Raw genomic sequence first — 20,369 nt, 5'->3', positions numbered from 1 at the left:
AGTCTTATAAGGACTACGTTCTTCAGCTAACCTATACTGTTTTTTTTACAGCACTCATACTTCCAATGATGTAAGCGATAAACGCAAAACAAATCGGGAAGACAACTGTATGTATACCGAACGGATTTGGATAGAAAAGATGAATACACATATATGAGCCTACCCCAACTAAAATAGACGCAAGCGCTCCTGTAGCATTTCCTTTCCTCCAATATAACCCTAATACGATTGGCCAAATGAATGCAGCTTCTAATCCACCGAAAGAAAATAAATTTAGCCATATTAAAAAATCTGGTGGTTTAATTGCCGCTGCATAAACGAGTAGTCCTACAATACCAGTAATCCACAAACTTCCTTTTTTTATCGTACTGTCTGCTGCATCTTTATTTATGTAATTTACGTATATATCTTTAATAATTGACGAGCTTACAAGTAATAATAAAGAATTTACTGTAGACATAATCGCTGCCATCGGTGCAGCTAAGAAAACTCCAGCTAACCAAGGTGGCAACACTTCCATCGCAAGTAGCGGCATTACTTTATCTGGTACCGTTATACCTGGAAGTACTACTCTTGCAAATACACCCGTTAAATGCATACCGATCATAATTGTACCTACAACAATCGTCCCAATTATTAACGCTTGATGCATCGCTTTTGAATTTTTATAAGACATGGCACGCACGCTAATTTGCGGCAAACCAACAACGCCAATTCCAATTAAAATCCAAAATGATGTAACATATGATTTCGTTAAACTGCCATCTGCTCCGAATGGTGTAATTAACTTTGGATTAATTTGAACAAGTTCCTGCATAATCTTTTCAATTCCACCACCAGCAATGACAGTAGCAATTAAAATGATTGTTGTTCCAACTAACATAATGATTCCTAATAATGTATCTGATAGAGCAACTGCACGAAATCCACCAATTAATACGTACACAAGTACAGAAAAAGTAAATAAAAATAGTGCTGTTGTATACGATAGCCCCGTTAGTGACTCGATTAATCGTCCACCACCGACCCACTGGGCTACTGTCGCTGAAAATAAAAAGATAATAATACATAACGCAGAAAGTATAACAACTGCTTTATTATTGTATCTCCCTTTTAAATAATCGATAAGAGTAATTGCTTCCATCTTCCTAGCGATAATTGCAAACTTTTTACCGATAACCGTTAAAACGATATACCCTGTTACAACTTGAATCGCAGATAACAGTACCCATCCAAGACCCATATTGTAAGCAATACCAGGGCCACCAATAAAGCTACTTGCACTACCGTACGTAGCAATCATTGTCATCGCTAATAATAAACCGCCTAGCTCACGCCCACCAAGAAAATATTCTTGCAAAAATTTATTATGAGCAGTTGCTTGCACGCGTCTTGAAGCATATACACCAATTAAAAATACAACGATAAACGAAATTATCATTGGAATGATTACATACCAATTCATCTATTATTCCTCACTTTTTTCTTCCTCATCGAGTGAAATATCTTGAAATACAAAACGAACAACTAAACTAAGTAAAATAACCATAACGATAAATCCAACGATACAGCTATAAAAAAACCATGCGGGAAAACCTAATACATATGTATATTCATTCGGATTTTTACTACCAAGCCCATAAGCAAATCCATACCAAATTATAAAATTAATAATAGCAAGTCCAAGACCAATTAACGCTTCTCTATGGGCTATTCGAAAGCGTGGATCATCATGATAATCTTTCATTTTTACCCCTCCTCTCACGATGTATTATTGTACCATTGTTCTTCTAGTTTTTCCTACTAGAAAGCAAAAACAAGCAGGATTTTTTATAATCATATAGAAGCTTCTCTTACATTACATATTTTTTACAATTGTAACACAAATGAAATTTGAATTTTCAGTATTTATTAATTATGATTTTAATTAGAGGCTTTCCATCTAGTTTCCACATCCTTGATTTCGGAATAAGCGCCGTCTCGTACTGCGTTTACATTATATTTTCAAGGGGGTTATACAATGAGTCAACTAGCTGTAAATCTTCATGAAAAGGTAGCGAAGTTTCTTCAAGGTACAAAAAAGTTATATGTGAATGGATCTTTCATTGAAAGCGCTTCCGGTAAAACATTTAAAACACCTAACCCAGCAACTGGCGAAACACTTGCCGTCGTTTCTGAAGCTGGTCGCGAAGATATTCATAAAGCTGTAGTCGCAGCTCGTATGGCTTTTGACGAAGGTCCTTGGTCTCGTATGAGCACTGCTGAGCGAAGCCGTCTCATGTACAAGTTAGCTGATTTAATGGAAGAACATAAAGAAGAGCTTGCACAGCTCGAAACATTAGATAACGGAAAGCCAATCCGTGAAACAATGGCAGCAGACATCCCACTTGCAATTGAGCATATGCGCTATTACGCTGGCTGGGCTACGAAAATCGTTGGTCAAACAATTCCTGTTTCCGGTGATTACTTTAACTATACACGCCATGAAGCTGTTGGTGTCGTTGGTCAAATTATTCCTTGGAACTTCCCGCTTCTTATGGCAATGTGGAAAATGGGAGCAGCGCTTGCTACAGGATGTACAATCGTTTTAAAACCTGCAGAACAAACTCCACTATCTGCTCTATACTTAGCTGAATTAATTGAAGAAGCTGGATTCCCGAAAGGTGTTATTAATATCGTACCTGGATTCGGTGAATCAGCTGGACAAGCTCTCGTTAATCATCCACTCGTTGATAAAATTGCATTTACCGGTTCTACTCCTGTCGGTAAACAAATTATGCGACAAGCATCCGAATCATTAAAACGCGTTACACTTGAGTTAGGCGGTAAATCACCAAATATCATCTTGCCGGATGCTGATTTATCTCGCGCGATTCCTGGTGCACTTTCTGGTGTTATGTTTAACCAAGGACAAGTATGCTCTGCTGGATCACGCTTATTTGTTCCGAAGAAAATGTATGATAATGTCATGGCTGATCTCGTCCTCTATTCTAAAAAACTAAATCAAGGTGTCGGTCTTAACCCTGAAACAACAATTGGTCCTCTCGTTTCTGAAGAACAACAAAAACGTGTAATGGGCTACATTGAAAAAGGGATTGAAGAAGGCGCTGAAGTACTTTGCGGAGGAAGTAATCCATTCGATCAAGGCTACTTCGTTTCTCCTACAGTATTCGCTGACGTAAATGATGAAATGACGATCGCAAAAGAAGAAATTTTCGGTCCAGTTATTTCTGCAATACCATTTAACGATATTGATGAAGTAATTGAACGTGCAAATAAATCACAATTCGGCTTAGCGGCTGGTGTGTGGACAGAAAATGTTAAAACAGCACACTATGTTGCAAGTAAAGTACGTGCAGGTACAGTGTGGGTAAACTGTTATAACGTGTTTGATGCAGCATCTCCATTTGGAGGATTTAAACAATCTGGTCTTGGCCGTGAAATGGGATCTTATGCATTAAATAACTATACAGAAGTAAAGAGCGTTTGGCTTAACTTAAATTAATGAGAAAGAACCTGACCTATCCGGTCAGGTTCTTTTCATTATGTATTCCTTTAAACTTGCAGTCCTCCGCTCACATTTAATACTTCACCTGTAATATAAGATGCGTATTCTGATGCTAAAAAAGCTGCTGCGTTCGCAATATCTTCTGGCGTTCCAATTCTACCAACTGGAATAGCGCCAACCATCTTTTCTTTCACTTTATCTGGTATCGTTTTTGTCATATCTGTATCCATAAAACCCGGACAAATCGCATTACAAGTAATACCGAAGCTTCCAACTTCTTTCGCTGCTGTTTTCGTTAAACCGACAACTCCTGCCTTTGTAGCTGCATAATTTGCTTGACCTATGTTTCCTTCTCTACTAATTGAAGATATATTAATAATGCGTCCATACCCTTGTTGTCTCATGTAAAGAAGCGCTGGTTGCATACAATAAAAAACACCAGTTAAGTTCACTTGTAATACTTGTTCCCAAGCAGACTTCTCCATTTTATGTAACATTGCATCTCTTGTAATTCCGGCGTTATTCACCAAAATATGTAATGTACCGAATTTTTGAACCGCATATTCAATTAACGACTTCGCTTCATTTTGATTACTCACATCACATCGATATGAGCACACTTCATATCCTTCATCTGATAACTCACGTGTCGTTTTTTGTAGATTCTCTTCATTTACATCGCTAATTAATACTTTCGCCCCTAGTTTTGCATAAACCCTTGCAATCTCTTTTCCAATTCCCTGTGCAGCTCCTGTTACAACAGCTGTTTTCCCATTTAAAAACTCCATTCCTATCCCCCATTTCTATTACTTATACTGTATATTTCGGCTTTTTGCTTTTCAATTCCTCTTTGTATAAAAAAGTCTATTTGTGTCAAACTAACTTTGCAACGTCGCATAAAGTGAAACTTTAATTAGTGGGAAGTTTGTTCATCCCCCACTGATTATCAGCCCTCACCAATCGGGCATTTACGGGCAGTTAATCTCCCACCTAGCTTCTTTGTTCCATCTGAGTTTTAAGGTTGGAGTTTTACTACCCGTTATGCGGGATAAAGTGCAAGGAGATTGTGTCGAATGAATAAAAAGAATTTCAAACAAAGCAAAGCAACGGATGGCATTGATGTTGAGTTCTCTCGCGAACTCGCTGACCACAATGACTTAGAAGCAAACGCACGTGCAAATGCCGCTGATGCACGTCAAAAGCGCCAACCAACCGAAAAATAAGGTACATCACACCCTTATTCTTTTCAAAAGGGACCTACTACCCAACAAAATAAACCGAGAGACATCTCTCGGTTTATTTTCTATATTTTTTTGCATAATGAGCCAAAGTAAGCAACGGATATATATGAGCATAACTATGATAACGAATATAAAACCCACCTGGTAAACCTGTTCCAGTAGGATATTTTTCATTTATATAAGGGTTGGAGAGCAAATATGAAATACCTTTTCGAATAACTGACGTTTCTTTATCATAGTAAGAAATGAGGGCATCTAACGCCCATGCTGTTTGGGATGGTGTACTAAATGGCAAAGTAACAAATCTTTTTTCTACACTACTTTGGCAAGATTCTCCCCAGCCACCATCTTCATGCTGTATATGTTCAAGCCATAAAGCTGCTCGTTTCAATGATGGATCGCTAGATGGTATTCCTAGTGACCGTAAACCAGTCAACACTGCCCACGTACCATATATATAACAAATTCCCCATTTCCCATACCACGATCCATTTTCCTCTTGTATATTCATTAACCAATTTATCGCACTTTGTTTTTGTTTCTCGGGCAATTCATTTTGCGTATACGTTCCGAAAAATTCTAACACTCTTCCTGTAATATCTGGTGTAGAAGGGTCTGTAATCATATCACTTGCATTTTCGATTGGTAAATTTGCTAATATACGGCTCGTTACCCCTTTTTCAAAAGCCCCCCAACCACCATCATTATTTTGCAATCCTTTAACCCAATTAACCGCTCGCTTCCAAGCATTATCTACATTTTCGTTCCCTCTACTTCGCGCCAATGCTCTTAACACAGCAGTTGTATCATCAATATCTGGAATCGTCGTATTCACATCCGAAAAGCCCCAACCACCCGGGAAGAGATCCGGTGCATGTACACTCCAATCTACTTTCTTCGTTTGCTGTTTTCTTAGTAAATATGCTGATGCATTGTGAATCACTTTACTTGCTTTCGGAACTTGAGCTTCTTGCAAAGCATAACTGAGTAAAGCTGTATCCCATATAGTTGATGGAGAGTTTTGCAAATGGCTCCCTCTCTCCATCTTCCATATATAAGATGTAATTCCCATTATAGCCTTCTCAATAATTGGTGATTGAATAGAATGTCCTAATGCAAGTAAAGCATAAATCATATAAAACGAGGCAGTTGCGTAGCTATATAATGTTCCATTTTCATCAATACGCTCTTTCATAAAACGTTCTACTTCCTCATATCCTTTATGATGCAAAGAAAGTGGATACGTTATAATTTTCTTCACGTCACTTACTAACGTTTGAAAAACTGGAGACCGATCCTCTCGAAACCATTCTCCGCCCCCGCCTGCAATGTGATTTAAATTTGGCAATAACTTTTTCCCTACTCGAAACCTTTTATTTAAACACAACATCATTGGAATTAAATGAATACGTGCTGAGCTACTCAATTCAAATATACTGAGAGGGGAATCATTCTGCAGAAACATAATTGGTGTTGGCAAATGAAAAAGAGAAGGATATTCATATTCTCCATGAATCGCTAATAAAAACTTCGTCATAAAATGAGCACGTGCTACCCCACCGCGCTCATTTATAAACATTTCCGCTCGCTTCATATTCGCATCTTCTTTTGTATATTTTTCCGATGCAAGTAAGGCGGCATAAGATTGAATGGTAGCTGATAAATTACCTCCCACCTCATCTTCATACAATTTCCATGTTCCTTCATTTGTTTGAAGTGATGCTAACCTTTTTACAAACGGTTCTATCTCTTTATCTCTACCTAATAATTTTAATAAAAAAATCATATGGCAATCTGTTAATGGTGCCCCTTCAAAACAAAACCGCCACGTTCCATCTCGCTGTTGCATCGTTTGAAGGGCCGTTGTTCGCCTCGCTATTTCTTCATGCACTTTTTCATATAATAACAACTTACTCACCCACCCTTTCGAAATCCGTATAACGATATTCAAAAAGGGAGCTGAATATGTATGAAAACAAAGAAAAGCAGAACATATAAAATGTTCTGCTCATAAACAATATCCCACTCCGACAATTATCCCTACTAAAGCACCAACTACTACTTCATACGGTGTATGCCCAACAAGTTCATTTAATTTCTTATACTCTGTTTGTCTACCGTGAAAAAACTCATTCAAAATTTTTGCTTGTTTACTTACCGCAAGCCTTACTCCTGAGGCGTCATACATAACAATAATGGCAAAAATAGCAGCAATCGCAAACATGGAACTTTCCACGCCTTCCACAACGCCAACACCTGTCGCGAGTGCTGTAACAGTTGAAGCATGAGAACTTGGCATCCCACCTGAAGCGAAAAACTTTGCAAAATCAAATTCACCCGTTTTAACCAATTTAAAGACTACTTTCGTTAATTGTGCTAAAAACCATGAAATTACAGCGGCCATAAGCGGATCATTATGTAAAATTGTTTCCACGTTCTCAGCTCCCTACTAGCTATAATGGAAATCCTATATAGTATCAGTATAAAGAAAAATGCGTAGAAAATACTACGCATTATGATACTTTTGCTGATTTATTTTTTATAAATTTCGGTTGTTTCTGCACTAAGAACTTTGTTTTCGCTACCGAGAATACAAATAATGCAACCCATATACAGAAAAATGCAATCATATGAGTAGAGGTGAAATGTTCACCAAATACGAATACACCTAAAATTAAACTAATCGTTGGCGCAATATATTGTAAAAATCCGACCATATAAAGCGGAATAAGTTGTGCTCCTTTTGCAAAATAAAAAAGTGGTAAAGCAGTGACAATGCCCGCTCCTATTAATAATAGCGTCGATAACATGGAAATAGATCCAAATGAACCGAAGCCATGTGCTCCAGTCATAATAAGATAAATAATTGCAAACGGCGTCACTAACATCGTTTCCATCGTAAGCCCAATTGTTGCATCATAGTTTAACAATTTTTTCGTTAATCCGTATAATCCAAATGAAAAGGCAAGTGATAAAGAAACCCACGGGATAGCCCCGAAACGTACTGTTAAAATGATAACCCCCACTCCAGCTAAACCAACTGCAACATATTGCCAGAAGTTTAACTTTTCCTTTAAAACGACTGTACCAAGTAAAATACTAATAAGCGGATTAATATAATACCCAAGACTTGCTTCAATGACATGATTATGATTCACGGCCCATATGTAAACAAACCAGTTTCCGCTAATCAAAACCGAAGCTATTGTTAATGACATTAATAATTTAGGTCGTTTAAAAAGATTCACAAACTCCCCAATAAACTGGCGAAACCTTTTCGTAACACCTAATACAAGTAACATAAAAACGAACGCCCAAACGATGCGGTGTGCTAATATTTCATCTGCAGGAACTTCCTCAACCCATTTCCAATAGATTGGTAGAATTCCCCACATCGTATACGCACCAGCCGCATATAGTATCCCTTTTTTTTGCTGTGCTGATTGACTCCCCATCTTCCTTTTTCTCCTCTTCTCATTTTTCTCCATTATACGGTCCCGCATGCTCACTTTACCAATAATCAATCTGCAATTCTTTCGACATTTCTCATACAGCAAAAAGTAAACATACTGTTATAATGACAAGTAATGGTATACCGAAAACAAATTTCTTTTTATGAGTTTTATGGTGAAACATATACATACCGATCCAAGCACCAACTGCTCCTCCAGCTGCCGCTGATAAAAACAACGTACTTTCTGGCGTTCTCCACTGTTTTTTCTTCGCTTTTCGTTTATCAAGCCCCATAAGGCTAAAAGCTATAACGTTAATAATAATAAAATAAATCCATTTCATCGCTTTCTCTCCCTATGAAAAATTCGCTTAATGGTAACATGAAAAAACGACGGAAACAACTGAAGAACGCTTTTTATTAATTAGTTACCTTCATAATTTATATAGCCAATTAAACAGAAAGATGTTATAAGCAGAACCTTATATTTCATTCCCTTCACCCACTACCATATCATTGAAAAAACTTCTCTCAATCTCTTTTTCATCAAAATGAAGAACTACGATTAACCCTACATATAAAGAAACGAAATTTAGAAACCATTCGCCATTATCATCTTTGTTAGCTAAACATTTAAATATCTCTTGAAATTGCATACGCTCATCGGCGGCAACAAGCGGTCGCACGCCAAAGTATTTCAATACGAGATTCAGCTTCAGTTGCACGGATAATGATAATATATATTTTAATAGCTTTGTATAATGAACAACATTTTCTTGGCTATATAACGTCACAAGTTTTTGATGTAAATGAGAAATCGATAATTCTTCTTCAGTCACTTTTGTTGCCTCTATTGTTTCAACCATCTTTCTCATATCCATTACATTTACCCCTCCTGAAAAAAACAAAGCAAAAAATATTTATTTTATAATCAGCAATAATTGAGTATTTCTCGTCTCTCTTTCTTCTTCATTAACTAAGTCATACTTTTTTAAAAGATGAAAGATTTCGTTTAATATTTCCTGCGAATGATTACGTTGCAAAAACCCCTTCAATTCTGTAAAAATCCCTTCCGGTAAAAAACTCTTCTGACTTTCCAGCTTATTCATTACATCTTCCATAGTATGATCGATATTACAAGCCATAAAAAATCTCTCCTTTATCCTTTATAAATAATATCCTCCGCTAACGATGTAAACACTTCTCCTACAAGAGATTCTTCATCATATACAGATGAACCGTTGTTTTCTTCTCGTTTTGCAAAAGGTATTTGCGCGATCACTTCTGTTTGCAATTGTTCTGCAAGCATTTCGCCCCCACCTTTTCCGAAGAGATAATTTTTCGATCCATCTTGTTCTTCATAATAAGCCATATTTTCTACAATCCCTAAAATCTCGTGTTTCGTATGTTTTGCCATTACACCTACTCTAGATGCTACGAATGAAGCTACATTGTGTGGTGTTGTAACGATAATTTCTTGTGCCTGCGGGATCATTGCAGCAACATCAATAGCAACATCCCCTGTACCAGGTGGTAAATCAAGAAGTAAATAATCTAATTCTCCCCAGTGTGTATTCACAAGGAAATTTTGAATCCATTTATTTAACATCGGCCCGCGCCACATAACCGGGTTATTTCCTTCCGTAAAAAATCCCATCGACATGATTTTTACACCGTGACTAACGACTGGAATTGCTGTTTGATCAATCATCGTTGGCTTTTGATTCGTTTCCATCATAGCTGGAATGCTAAAACCATATATATCTGCATCTAATATCCCCACTTTTTTGCCCATACGAGCTAAAGCAGTTGCAAGATTGATTGTCACTGTTGATTTTCCCACTCCACCTTTCCCGCTCGTTACAGTAATAAATCGTACCCCTGAATCAAGTCGAAGCATGCTCGGCATACCAGTTTCTGTTCTACTATTTTTCTTTAACTTTTCTGTTAGCGCAGCTCGTTCTTCTTGTGTCATAGAACCGAATGTCACATCTACTTTAGATGCACCAATTGCATGCAGAGACTCTTCCACGTCTTGTTGAATTTTTGCTTTTAACGGACAACCTTGAATCGTTAACACTACTTCCAGTTTAACCTTTGTTCCATTTATTTGTATATCTCTAACCATATTTAATTCTACAATACTTTTGTGTAGCTCCGGATCCTCTACATGTTTTAATGCGTTCATTATTTGTTCTTGAGTAATCATAGCACTCATCCCTTCTCGTGTTCGAATTTATATACAACATCTTCTTAGCGCTTCATCTCGTGAAAAAGCTTATTACCCTCCGCTAACAGGTGGAATGAATGCGACTATATCTCCAGCTTTTATCATCTCTTCATTCGTTACAAACTCTTCATTAACTGCCACCATCACTCTATCAAGCGATTGTAAACAATAGCTTGCTTTGAGCCATTCTTTTAATTGCTGAACTGTCATTTCTTGTTTTTCTAAAATTACGAATCGATCCGATCCGACTTCCTCACGCAAATTTGCGAACAATAAAATTGTAATCATCTTCTCATTCTTCCTTCTTCGGTTTTCCTTCTGGATATGCCGTATTTTCAAGCTGATCTCCAATCCACATCGTTCCATCTTCCCAAAATTCTTTTTTCCAAATTGGGACGATTCGTTTTATACGTTCAATCGTGTATTCATTCGCTTCATAAGCTACTTTACGATGCGGTGATGAAACTGCAATGACTACCGCAATATCCATGATTTCTAGCCGCCCTACACGGTGCGTAATTGCTACTTTTGCGTCCGGCCACTTTTCATTTATTTCTTCACCAATTCTTGTAAGTTGTTTTACTGCCATCGGTTTATATGCTTCGTACTCTAAATGTAGCGTTCGTTTTCCTTTTGTAAGTTCTCTCACCGTACCAATAAATGTTGTAATTGCACCTGCTTCTCTTCTTGCGACTTTATTCGTTACTTCTTCAACTACAATCGGTATATCTACAATTTCAAACAGTGCTTGTCCCATTAGAAACACCTCTCACTTTATAAAATGTCCCAGGCCATTCACTACCTTCATTATCTTCCAGCAAGAGAATATCTACGAACATATCTTTTTTATAACCCCTTGTACCACCTGGAAGTACAATAAATATATTTGTCTCTGCTAATGAAGAAACCGAGCTAGATTTATCAAACCCTGACGGATAAGCAATTAATTGCCCTTCGTTATATGTCAGTTTTGCTCGTACAAATCTCGTAAATGGATTTGGTTTCAGAAAATCTTCTCCTAATAATGCTTTTTCTCTTTTTGCATGTGGTTTTTCACTAAACATATAAGCTCGAATACAAGGTCTTACAAACAATTCAAACCCTACATAACAAGCTGATGGATTTCCTGATAAACCAAATAATAACTTGCCATTTAATTGTGCTACAGTCGTAACACTTCCTGGTCGCATTGCAACTTTATTAAAAAGAACAGATGCACCTAACTTTTCGTAAATAGCTGGTAAATAATCATAATCTCCTACTGATACACCGCCCGTTGTAATTAACATATCTACTTGGCCAAGCGCTTCTTTCACAGCTGTAAAACACGTATTAAAATCATCACTAAACTTCCCAAAATATTTTACTCTTCCGCCCGCTCTTCGAATTTGAGACAATATCATGTACGTATTACTGTTTCGGATTTTCCCTGGCTGTAATGAATCATTGACATCCAGTAATTCACTCCCAGTCGCTAACAGTCCAATTACAGGCTTTCTCGCAACTGGTACTTCACTATAACCGAATGTAGCAAGAAGAGCTGAAATACCTGGATTAATGTACGATCCCTTCTTTGCAAGAACTGTTCCTTTACGAGCATCTTCACCTTGAAAAGAAATATTGTCGCCCGTTTTGAATGACCGCTTCACTTCCATATAATTGTTGCCATTCTTCTCATATTGACGAGTCAGCTCTAACATAACAACCGCATCACACCCATTCGGAATTTGTGCTCCCGTCATAATTCGAACTGCTTGAAACGGACCTACTTTCTCATGGAATAGCGATCCTGCGCCAATTTCACCCATTACTTCAAATACAATTGGCGTTTCATAACTTGCTAAATTAGTATCTTCTGCTCGAATAGCAAATCCGTCATATGGCGAACGATTAAATGACGGTACATCATGGTCAGCTACTAAATCCTCTGCTAATATACGTCCATAAGCTAATTCAATTGGTAATAGCTCCTTTAAGCCTTTATCAGCAAATCCCATCACTTTACGAACAGCTTCTTCAACCGTAATTGGCACTCTTCTTTCCATTGTTGACACCCTCTCTATTAACCGAATACGCGATAATATAGTTGTTTCGCTTTCGAAATATCATTTGTACCATGAATAAAAACACGACCATCTCGAAAAACAACCACGCGGTAATCATCGAATTGGCAAGATAGTAAATACGGATTCCGATCTACTTTCCCCAGTTTTTGTAATACTTTTTCTATATCATCAAAATTGTATTTCCTATTGTCTACTGTTCTAATTTGAACTGTATTTCTTCCGCATAAAACAGCTGCTTTCGTTTGATTTTCGTATGATAAATAAGGATAAGTTCGATTTGAACCGCATGAGAGACAAGCGTCTGTTTTTATTTTCCCTAATTTTATAAAATGATTTTGATTACTCCATATATCAAACATGAAAAATGTTTTTCTAATTGCTGAGAAATCTTCCACTAAAATTTTGAGTGCTTCTGCCACTTGATATGCTGCGACGATTTGAACAGTAGGGCTAATAATTCCAGCGGTATCACATGTCACACCTGTAACAGGAATATTTTTAAGCATACAATGTAAACACGGTGTCTCTTGTGGAATAATTGTATAACTCATACCATACGATCCAACGCAAGAACCATATACCCACGGAATATTATGTTTTTGTGATAAATCATTTATTACAAATCGAATATCAAAATTATCTGTTGCATCAATGATTACATCTACATTTTTTAATAGACCTTCCATATTTTCTGAAGTTGCATCCATTACGAAAGCATGTATTTGTACTTCCGAATTAATTTGTTCTAGCCGATTTTTTGCAGCAATTGCTTTCGGCATTTTCTCTCTCGCATTTTGTTCAGAGTACAATTGTTGCCTTTGTAAATTACTCCATTCAACGTAGTCACGATCAATAATCGTCAACTTGCCAACACCTGCACGTACGAAACTTTCGGCACTTGCACTTCCTAATGCGCCTGCCCCTACAATTAACACATGTTTATTTCGAATTTTTTCTTGTCCTTTACTCCCAATTGGTTTGAACAACTGTTGTCGTGAATACCGATCAGCCATTACATACCCTTCCTCTCAAGAACTCTATTTCATATTAGAATGTTGTTTCTGATAACAAGCAAAGTAAGCAAAACCAACAAACCCAGCTCCTCCAATTACATTTCCGATAAAAACAGGAACAAAATTTTTAGCCAGATCCATCCACGTTAGATGACCAGCAAAAATAACAGCGGAAATGACAAACATATTTGCTACTACTTGCTGAAATCCAATCACTACAAATGCCATAATTGGAATCCAAATTCCGATGATTTTTCCGACAAAATCACTCGTCCCGTAAGCGAGCCAAAGAGCAAGACAAACGAGCCAATTACAACCAATTGCTAAAATCAAAGTTCTCCCAAATGATTCATGTAACTTCCCTTCCGCTATCGCTACCGTTTTATTTAAATACTCTCCCTCTGTTAATCCGCCAAGATGTCCAAAGCAATACGCAACGAAAATTGCCCCAATAAAATTCATAAGAGTAATCCAAACCCAGTTATTCAGTACACTTATCAATGTAATTTTCTTTGCATAAAGCGCCATAGACAGTGACATCATATTTCCCGTAATTAATTCTCCTCCTGCTAATACTACGAGCATGAGTCCAACAGGAAATACTGCTCCTCCTAAAACATTCACTAGACTTCCCCAGCGCTCAGGTAAATTCCCTAAAACTCGAATGTTAAGTAAAAAACCTATCGCAATAAACGCTCCTCCTAAAAAACCGAGAATAAGCATCGCTGGCAATGTCTGTCTTACTTTTTGAACACCGGCCTCAATGACAAGCTCAGCAATTTGTTCCGGCTTATGAAATGCCATTACCCATTCCTCCATTTTCTCCAAATAAAAAAGCAGCTTCAAAAAACCTCCTCAAAATAAAGGTTTTTGAATGCTGCTTAATTTCTCTGCACATCTTTTACAGAGATATCAATCATCACTTTTACTATAAAATAGAAAATCCACAACTCTTGTAAATTTTCCATTTTTCACTATGAAGCTAGCTTTATATATTAACCACCGATATGTGACATTTCAATTTTAGGTATTGTTTTCTTATTTGTATGATTTAAGCGTTCATCTGAATAACGATCTTCCCTATTATTCCATATATCGCGTACTACATCTGTAATGTCCTCATCTGTATGTTCAGAACGAAGCAATTCTCTTAAATCATTTCCTTTAGAAGCAAATAAGCAAGTATATAATTTTCCTTCTGCAGAAATACGAGCTCTCGTACATGATGAGCAAAAAGAATCTGTTACTGATGAAATAATACCTATTTCCTCATCGCTTCCTATATAACGATACCTAGTAGCCACTTCACCAGAATAATTTGCTTCTATCCGTTCTAACGGCATAACTTGATGAATCGTATCTACTATTTCTTGTTTAGAGACGACCTCTTTTAAATCCCAACCATTATAATTTCCAACATCCATATACTCAATAAAACGAAGAATATGCTTATTTTCCTTAAAATATTGCGCCATCTGCAAAATGTCCTGTTCGTTTTTTCCCTTTTGAACGACCATGTTTATTTTAATTTTCATTCCAACTTCAGCTGCAGCCTGTATTCCTTCCAGAACCCTTTGCACTTTGCTCCTATTACCATTTAAATAGAAAAACCGCTCTTCTTCTAAGGAATCTAAGCTAACTGTTACACGTGATAGTCCCGCCTTATATAAATCAGGAGCAAACTTTTTAAGTAACGATCCATTGGTTGTTAAACCGATATCTTCTACACCATCAATTTTATTAAGGCGCTCAATAAGCTTTGGAAGCCCTCTTCGAAGTAACGGTTCTCCGCCCGTAATCCGTAATTTTCTCACACCTAAAGAAACGAAAATACGTGTTATCCTTTCAATTTCATCAAAAGATAAAATTTTATCATTAGACAAAAACGAGTAATCAGGACCAAATATTTCTTCTGGCATACAATATCGACAGCGAAAATTACAGCGATCAGTAACTGAAATACGTAAATCCTTTAACGGACGTTGCAACTTGTCTAATGTAACTGATTTCATCTTCATTGCCTCACTTTTATTTTATATTTAAAACACGTTCTGGATGGGTATATACATTTAAGGAGTGATTACGAATAAATCCTATTGTCGTAATACCTAAATCTTCCGCTAGTTGCAAAGCTAACTCAGTTGGAGCTGATTTTGATAGTATAATTTCACAACCGATTTTTGCAACTTTCAATAATATTTCCGAAGAAATACGACCACTAAAAACAATGATTTTATCTTTTATAGAAATATCGTTTCTTAAACAATAACCGTAAATTTTGTCTAATGCATTATGCCTACCAATATCCATTCGACTTAAAATAATACCATTCACATCACATAAAGCTGCATTATGAACCCCACCAGTATGATGAAACGTATCCGCAGATTGCTGCATTTCTTTCATTAACCGAAAACAATCCTCTGCAGCAACCTGTACATGGACACCCTTCATTTTTTTTGCACTTAGTGCATCATTTGCAAAAACAAACCCTTGCCTACTCATACCACAACAAGACGTAATATAGCGTTTATTTTGCATTTGTTCATAATACGGATTTACTTTTGTCGTTGTTACATGCACAAATCCTTCTTTCTCCTGCACCCATACACTATCAATATCTTCATACTTCCGAATGATTCCTTCAGACGCTAAGAAGCCTATTACCATATCTTCTATATATTCTGGAGTACTAACCATTGTAACAAACTCCTGTCCGTTCATTTTAATGGTGACAGGAAACTCTGTTACAATGCTGTCCTCTATATGTTTAAATGCTCCTTGTTCATAACGAAAGATTTCTCTTTCTACCTGTATCGGTTTCACGATCAGTATCCTTCTCTCACGTTATATTTTTATCAAAAACAAATACAGAAACTGCAATATCTTCTTCTACTTTCATATCTGAAAACAAATTCACTAATTTCGCTCCAACAAGTTCCTCCAAATGTTCACGTGAATTCACAGCATACACTTCTTGAATCATTTTCGTTCTAGCCATATGAACCATTTCCGCACCGTCCATCGTACTTGAAATAAATTTTTCAGTAGGTGTTAAGTTTCCATAAAGAGTCGCTATAGCCATATTTTCCGCAAAAACAGTATGAATTCGTTCTGGTCCTTTTCCGAAAAGTTCCTTTCGAAGTTTTCGTATCATATCATTAAATTCATGTACTTTTTTTGACATACAATTATACCTCCCAAAAGCCTCATTTTACTTTATTATATATTTTACCAAAATGAGCCTTCCGCCCAAACTATTTCGTACAAATATTTGGGCAGAAAGGTTCACTTCATGAAGTTTATTCGTCTTTTAACCCTTTCCCCATACCTTTTAAGAAATGAAGCCCAAACCCGATAGCACGGTTAATATCTGGGTCTTTCAATACTTTCATAAGATCGAATACCCCTACTTTTTTATTACTTTCTAGATGTTCATTACCTTCTTCTAGTCCGACTAATAAACTACCTATAAGCTTTTTCGTAAGTTCTGGGTCAAGTTCAGTTAACGCACCTGCAGCACCCATCATATTATTAATTAAATTTGTAACAGGCTCACGAGTTACTTGACCTAGAACAATTTTCGCAATTGGTTCTTTCGCTTTTAACATTGAATTTGCAGCTTCTAGCATTCCAATGTCATTTAATTCTCCTACTATATTAAACATCTGATTTAGAGCTTCCTCATTATTAGTTAGAAGCTCTTTTAAATCATCTAACTTTTGCTGTTTTATTTCTTCCTCAGTTAATTCTTGTTTTTGAATCATTTTTATAGGTGCAGCCATAGTTTTCTCCTCCTACTTATCCGTTAAATGCACATACCCTGGACGTGCCCACTTACGATGTACCTCAATGCCAGCTTGAGGGTGACGTTTTTTATTGCGTGGGTTCGCTTTTGGCATCGGATTTTCGCCGTCAACTTCTAACACTTCCATACGTACTTTCGTTTGTTTATACGCAGGTGTATTCGTACGTACATCCACAGCAGGACCTGTTAAGAAATTAATTGCCGTTTCGTTATCTGTAGAGTTCATCGGTAAATATAACTCATTCGCTTTTACACGATCTGTAACGAGTGCACGTAATTTTAATGCTCCAAAAGGAGAGACAAGACGAACTAACGAACCTGTTTTTACGCCACGTTCTTTTGCAAGGTCTGGAGAGATTTCAACGAAAACACCAGGTACTTTCGTTTGAATACCTGTTGATTTATTTGTCATATTCCCTTCATGGAAATGCTCAAGCATACGACCGTTGTTAATGTGAAGGTCGAACTCAGCTGGAAATTCAGCTGGACGTACCCAGTCAGCAATCGCAAAACGAGCTTTTTTATCTGGGAAGTTAAATCCATCTTGGAACAGAAGTGGTGTATTTGTTCCATCAAAACTTCCCCAATGGAAACTGTTCCATCCTTCAAGCACTTCATAGTTCGCTTGCGAGAATAATGGTGATAAACTTGCCATTTCAGCAAAGATTTCACTTGGGTGGCTATAATTCCAGTTTGCCCCTAGTTTATTCGCAACCTCCTGGACGATCCACCAGTCTGGTTTCGCATCTCCTAGCGTAGGAAGCACTTGATATAATCTTTGGACACGGCGCTCTGTATTTGTGAAAGTACCTTCTTTCTCAAGAGATGGCGCTGCTGGTAATACAACATCTGCATATTGAGCAGTTTTAGAAAGGAAAACATCTTGCACAACGAAGAAATCAAGGCTAGATAACACTTCATGTACATGATTTGCATTAGAATCTACAAGAGCCATATCTTCTCCGACAAGATACATTGCTTTCATTTTTCCTTCGTCAATTGCGTGAAGCATTTCAATATTATTAAGACCTGGTTCACTATCAATTTTCACTCCGTAAGCAGTTTCAAATTTCACACGTTCCATTTCGTTAGTAACGTGCTGATATCCTGGAAGCCATCCTGGTAAAGTACCCATATCACAAGCACCTTGTACGTTATTGTGACCTCGAAGTGGGTATGCACCTGCTCCTGGACGACGATAGTTCCCTGTTGCAAGAAGTAAGTTTGAAATTGCAGCGGAAGTATCAGAACCACCTGTATTTTGCGTTACCCCCATACCCCAAAGGATACATGTACCATCTGCATCACGAATCATTTCAGCCATTTGAATAAGTGTTTCTTTTGAAATACCTGTTACTTCTTCTGCATATTCAAGTGTATATTCTTCTAGGCTCTCTTTGAAATCTTCAAAGAAGTTTACATTCTCATTAATAAATTCCTGATCATGCCAACCTTGATCGATCATATATTTCGTAACAGCCATTAACCATACTTGATCTGTTCCTTGTTTTGGACTAATAAAGACATCTGATCGCTCTGCCATTTCGGTTTTACGAAGATCAGCTACAATTAACTTTTGTCCGTGTAATTTATGTGCACGTTTAATACGTGTAGCTAGAACAGGATGACCTTCTGTCGGATTACATCCCACAATAATAACAAGACCAGATTGCGCAATATCTTTAATCGTTCCGGCATCACCGCCCATACCAATTGTACGGAACAAACCATCCGTTGCTGGTGATTGGCAATAACGTGAGCAGTTATCAATATTATTCGTTCCAAATACTTGTCGAGCTAATTTTTGAATTACATAATTGTCTTCATTTGTAATTTTAGAGGAAGAAATAAATCCAATAGAACCTTTACCGTACTCTTCTTTAATAGCGCCTAATTTATTTGCAACTACATTCAGTGCTTCTTCCCATGTAGATTCAACAAACGTTCCATTTTTACGAATTAAAGGTTTTGTTATTCGTTCTTTAGAATTTACGAAATCCCAACCAAATTTCCCTTTTACACAAGTGGAAATTGCATTAACTGGTGCATCTGAAGATGGCTGTACTTTAAGGATTTTACGCCCCTTCGTCCACACTTCAAACGAACAACCTACACCACAAAATGTACATACTGTTTTCGTTTTCTTCGTACGAGTATCACGCATGGCCGCTTCCACTTCTGATACCGCAAAAATACCGCTATACCCAGGCTCAACTTCTTTAATTAAATCTACCATCGGTTCAAGAATATCTGGTTTTAATCCCGTCATAAATCCAGCTTCACCGAGCATCGTTTTCTCCATTAAAGCGTTACAAGGACAAATCGTTACACATTGACCACAGCTAACGCATGAAGAATCATTAATATTTACTCCTTTATCCCAAATAACTCGTGGGCGTTCCGCTTCCCAGTCTATCGATAACGTTTCATTTACTTGTAAGTTTTGACACACCTCAACGCATTGACCGCATGCAATACATTGATTAGGATCATAGCGATAAAACGGATGCGTCATATCAACTTCACTTACATCTACTTTCGGTTCATACGGATATTTTTGATGTTCGATTTCCATTAATTCTGCTGTATTATGCAGTTTACAGTTCCCATTGTTGTTGTCACATACTGTACAGTATAATAAATGATTTTCTAGTAACCGATCCATCGCCTCTGTTTGTGCTTCTTTTGCGCGAACAGAAGCACGTTCAATGTTCATACCTTCCGTTGCTATCGTCGAACAAGAACGCATTAACTTTCCGTCAACTTCTACAATACAAGTGTCACATGTTTGAATAGGATCTACTTCTGGCACGTAACAAATTTGCGGATGTTCAATCCCGTTTTCATTAATAACACCCAATATCGTCGAACCAGGCTCCGCTGTATACTTTTTTCCGTCAATTGTAATATGAACCATGTTGTCATTCATGGTCTTTCCCCCTTTTTGAGAATAAAAAAACTCCACCACGAAAATATACGCACCACATTTTTGGCACGCTATCATCATGGTGGAGTAGTTTATTAGCACATCTTGCTAAAATACCAATCCATT

22 protein-coding genes are annotated in these 20,369 nt (G+C 37.2%); 2 read left to right on the top strand and 20 right to left on the bottom strand.

Annotated elements, in window-relative coordinates; translation table 11 throughout:
• Positions 1–31: 31 nt before the first annotated feature.
• The gene (gene panF / locus ACTFR8_RS14935; protein WP_001104815.1) at positions 32–1,465 is read right to left on the bottom strand and encodes a sodium/pantothenate symporter; all 1,434 of its coding nucleotides are present in this window, start codon (positions 1,463–1,465) and stop codon (positions 32–34) included.
• A 3-nt stretch (positions 1,466–1,468) separates the two neighbouring features.
• A complete protein-coding gene (locus ACTFR8_RS14930; RefSeq protein ID WP_000656239.1) occupies positions 1,469–1,747 on the bottom strand; it encodes a YhdT family protein in 279 nt (92 codons plus the stop codon).
• A 273-nt stretch (positions 1,748–2,020) separates the two neighbouring features.
• Here ACTFR8_RS14930 and dhaS point away from each other — a divergent pair, with 273 nt between their 5' ends.
• Positions 2,021–3,505: an aldehyde dehydrogenase DhaS gene (gene dhaS / locus ACTFR8_RS14925; RefSeq protein ID WP_000080265.1), complete on the top strand. Its 1,485-nt coding sequence runs from the start codon at positions 2,021–2,023 to the stop codon at positions 3,503–3,505.
• 50 nt (positions 3,506–3,555) lie between these two features.
• On the opposite strand, the gene fabG is transcribed toward dhaS, so the two are convergent.
• Positions 3,556–4,296, bottom strand: coding sequence for a 3-oxoacyl-ACP reductase FabG (gene fabG / locus ACTFR8_RS14920; protein WP_000395038.1), 741 nt, complete (start codon positions 4,294–4,296; stop codon positions 3,556–3,558).
• A gap of 285 nt (positions 4,297–4,581) precedes the next feature.
• Between fabG and ACTFR8_RS14915 the strand changes: the two genes are divergently transcribed.
• Entirely contained in the window at positions 4,582–4,731 is a 150-nt protein-coding gene (locus ACTFR8_RS14915; protein ID WP_001035813.1) for a YfhD family protein, read from the top strand.
• Between the two features lie 73 nt (positions 4,732–4,804).
• Here the strand turns inward: ACTFR8_RS14915 and ACTFR8_RS14910 are convergent, their stop codons facing one another.
• From ACTFR8_RS14910 to fdhF, 17 genes are all read right to left on the bottom strand, one after another.
• Complete coding sequence (locus ACTFR8_RS14910; RefSeq protein WP_119781580.1) at positions 4,805–6,658, bottom strand: terpene cyclase/mutase family protein; 1,854 nt, start codon at positions 6,656–6,658, stop codon at positions 4,805–4,807.
• A gap of 99 nt (positions 6,659–6,757) precedes the next feature.
• A complete protein-coding gene (locus tag ACTFR8_RS14905; protein WP_048527641.1) occupies positions 6,758–7,183 on the bottom strand; it encodes a divergent PAP2 family protein in 426 nt (141 codons plus the stop codon).
• A gap of 79 nt (positions 7,184–7,262) precedes the next feature.
• A complete protein-coding gene (gene rarD, locus ACTFR8_RS14900) occupies positions 7,263–8,204 on the bottom strand; it encodes an EamA family transporter RarD (RefSeq protein WP_119781578.1) in 942 nt (313 codons plus the stop codon).
• 91 nt (positions 8,205–8,295) lie between these two features.
• Positions 8,296–8,544: a DUF1294 domain-containing protein gene (locus ACTFR8_RS14895; RefSeq protein WP_098293784.1), complete on the bottom strand. Its 249-nt coding sequence runs from the start codon at positions 8,542–8,544 to the stop codon at positions 8,296–8,298.
• Positions 8,545–8,682: 138 nt separating this feature from the next.
• Positions 8,683–9,081: a hypothetical protein gene (locus tag ACTFR8_RS14890; RefSeq protein ID WP_252209657.1), complete on the bottom strand. Its 399-nt coding sequence runs from the start codon at positions 9,079–9,081 to the stop codon at positions 8,683–8,685.
• Between the two features lie 39 nt (positions 9,082–9,120).
• Positions 9,121–9,345 carry a group-specific protein gene (locus ACTFR8_RS14885; protein WP_119781574.1) on the bottom strand — a complete coding sequence of 75 codons (225 nt, stop codon included), beginning with the start codon at positions 9,343–9,345 and terminating at the stop codon, positions 9,121–9,123.
• Between the two features lie 14 nt (positions 9,346–9,359).
• Positions 9,360–10,409 carry a P-loop NTPase gene (locus ACTFR8_RS14880; protein WP_119781572.1) on the bottom strand — a complete coding sequence of 350 codons (1,050 nt, stop codon included), beginning with the start codon at positions 10,407–10,409 and terminating at the stop codon, positions 9,360–9,362.
• A gap of 72 nt (positions 10,410–10,481) precedes the next feature.
• Complete coding sequence (gene moaD, locus ACTFR8_RS14875; protein ID WP_119781570.1) at positions 10,482–10,718, bottom strand: molybdopterin converting factor subunit 1; 237 nt, start codon at positions 10,716–10,718, stop codon at positions 10,482–10,484.
• Positions 10,719–10,722: 4 nt separating this feature from the next.
• Positions 10,723–11,187, bottom strand: a complete 465-nt coding sequence (gene moaE / locus ACTFR8_RS14870; RefSeq protein WP_139893311.1) for a molybdopterin synthase catalytic subunit MoaE — start codon at positions 11,185–11,187, stop codon at positions 10,723–10,725.
• A complete protein-coding gene (locus ACTFR8_RS14865; RefSeq protein ID WP_252209658.1) occupies positions 11,168–12,475 on the bottom strand; it encodes a molybdopterin molybdotransferase MoeA in 1,308 nt (435 codons plus the stop codon). Before ACTFR8_RS14865 ends, moaE begins: the two co-directional genes overlap by 20 nt.
• Positions 12,476–12,492: 17 nt before the next feature.
• A complete protein-coding gene (locus ACTFR8_RS14860; protein WP_000785270.1) occupies positions 12,493–13,509 on the bottom strand; it encodes a molybdopterin-synthase adenylyltransferase MoeB in 1,017 nt (338 codons plus the stop codon).
• A 24-nt stretch (positions 13,510–13,533) separates the two neighbouring features.
• Entirely contained in the window at positions 13,534–14,313 is a 780-nt protein-coding gene (locus ACTFR8_RS14855; protein WP_000863998.1) for a formate/nitrite transporter family protein, read from the bottom strand.
• 191 nt (positions 14,314–14,504) lie between these two features.
• Positions 14,505–15,521: a GTP 3',8-cyclase MoaA gene (gene moaA, locus ACTFR8_RS14850; protein WP_000844124.1), complete on the bottom strand. Its 1,017-nt coding sequence runs from the start codon at positions 15,519–15,521 to the stop codon at positions 14,505–14,507.
• 16 nt (positions 15,522–15,537) lie between these two features.
• A complete protein-coding gene (fdhD, locus tag ACTFR8_RS14845) occupies positions 15,538–16,335 on the bottom strand; it encodes a formate dehydrogenase accessory sulfurtransferase FdhD (RefSeq protein WP_000802689.1) in 798 nt (265 codons plus the stop codon).
• 16 nt (positions 16,336–16,351) lie between these two features.
• On the bottom strand, positions 16,352–16,696 hold the full coding sequence (locus ACTFR8_RS14840) for a DUF2294 domain-containing protein (protein WP_000039583.1): 345 nt from the start codon (positions 16,694–16,696) through the stop codon (positions 16,352–16,354).
• A gap of 115 nt (positions 16,697–16,811) precedes the next feature.
• A complete protein-coding gene (locus ACTFR8_RS14835; protein ID WP_000729897.1) occupies positions 16,812–17,294 on the bottom strand; it encodes a DUF1641 domain-containing protein in 483 nt (160 codons plus the stop codon).
• A gap of 12 nt (positions 17,295–17,306) precedes the next feature.
• Positions 17,307–20,246 carry a formate dehydrogenase subunit alpha gene (fdhF, locus tag ACTFR8_RS14830; protein WP_000999401.1) on the bottom strand — a complete coding sequence of 980 codons (2,940 nt, stop codon included), beginning with the start codon at positions 20,244–20,246 and terminating at the stop codon, positions 17,307–17,309.
• Positions 20,247–20,369 lie beyond the last annotated feature (123 nt).

Origin of the sequence: Bacillus cereus group sp. MYBK15-3 (assembly GCF_051916765.1) — a bacterium.
In the GTDB taxonomy this organism is placed as follows: domain Bacteria; phylum Bacillota; class Bacilli; order Bacillales; family Bacillaceae_G; genus Bacillus_A; species Bacillus_A cereus.
This window is presented reverse-complemented; position numbering and strand designations above follow the sequence as displayed.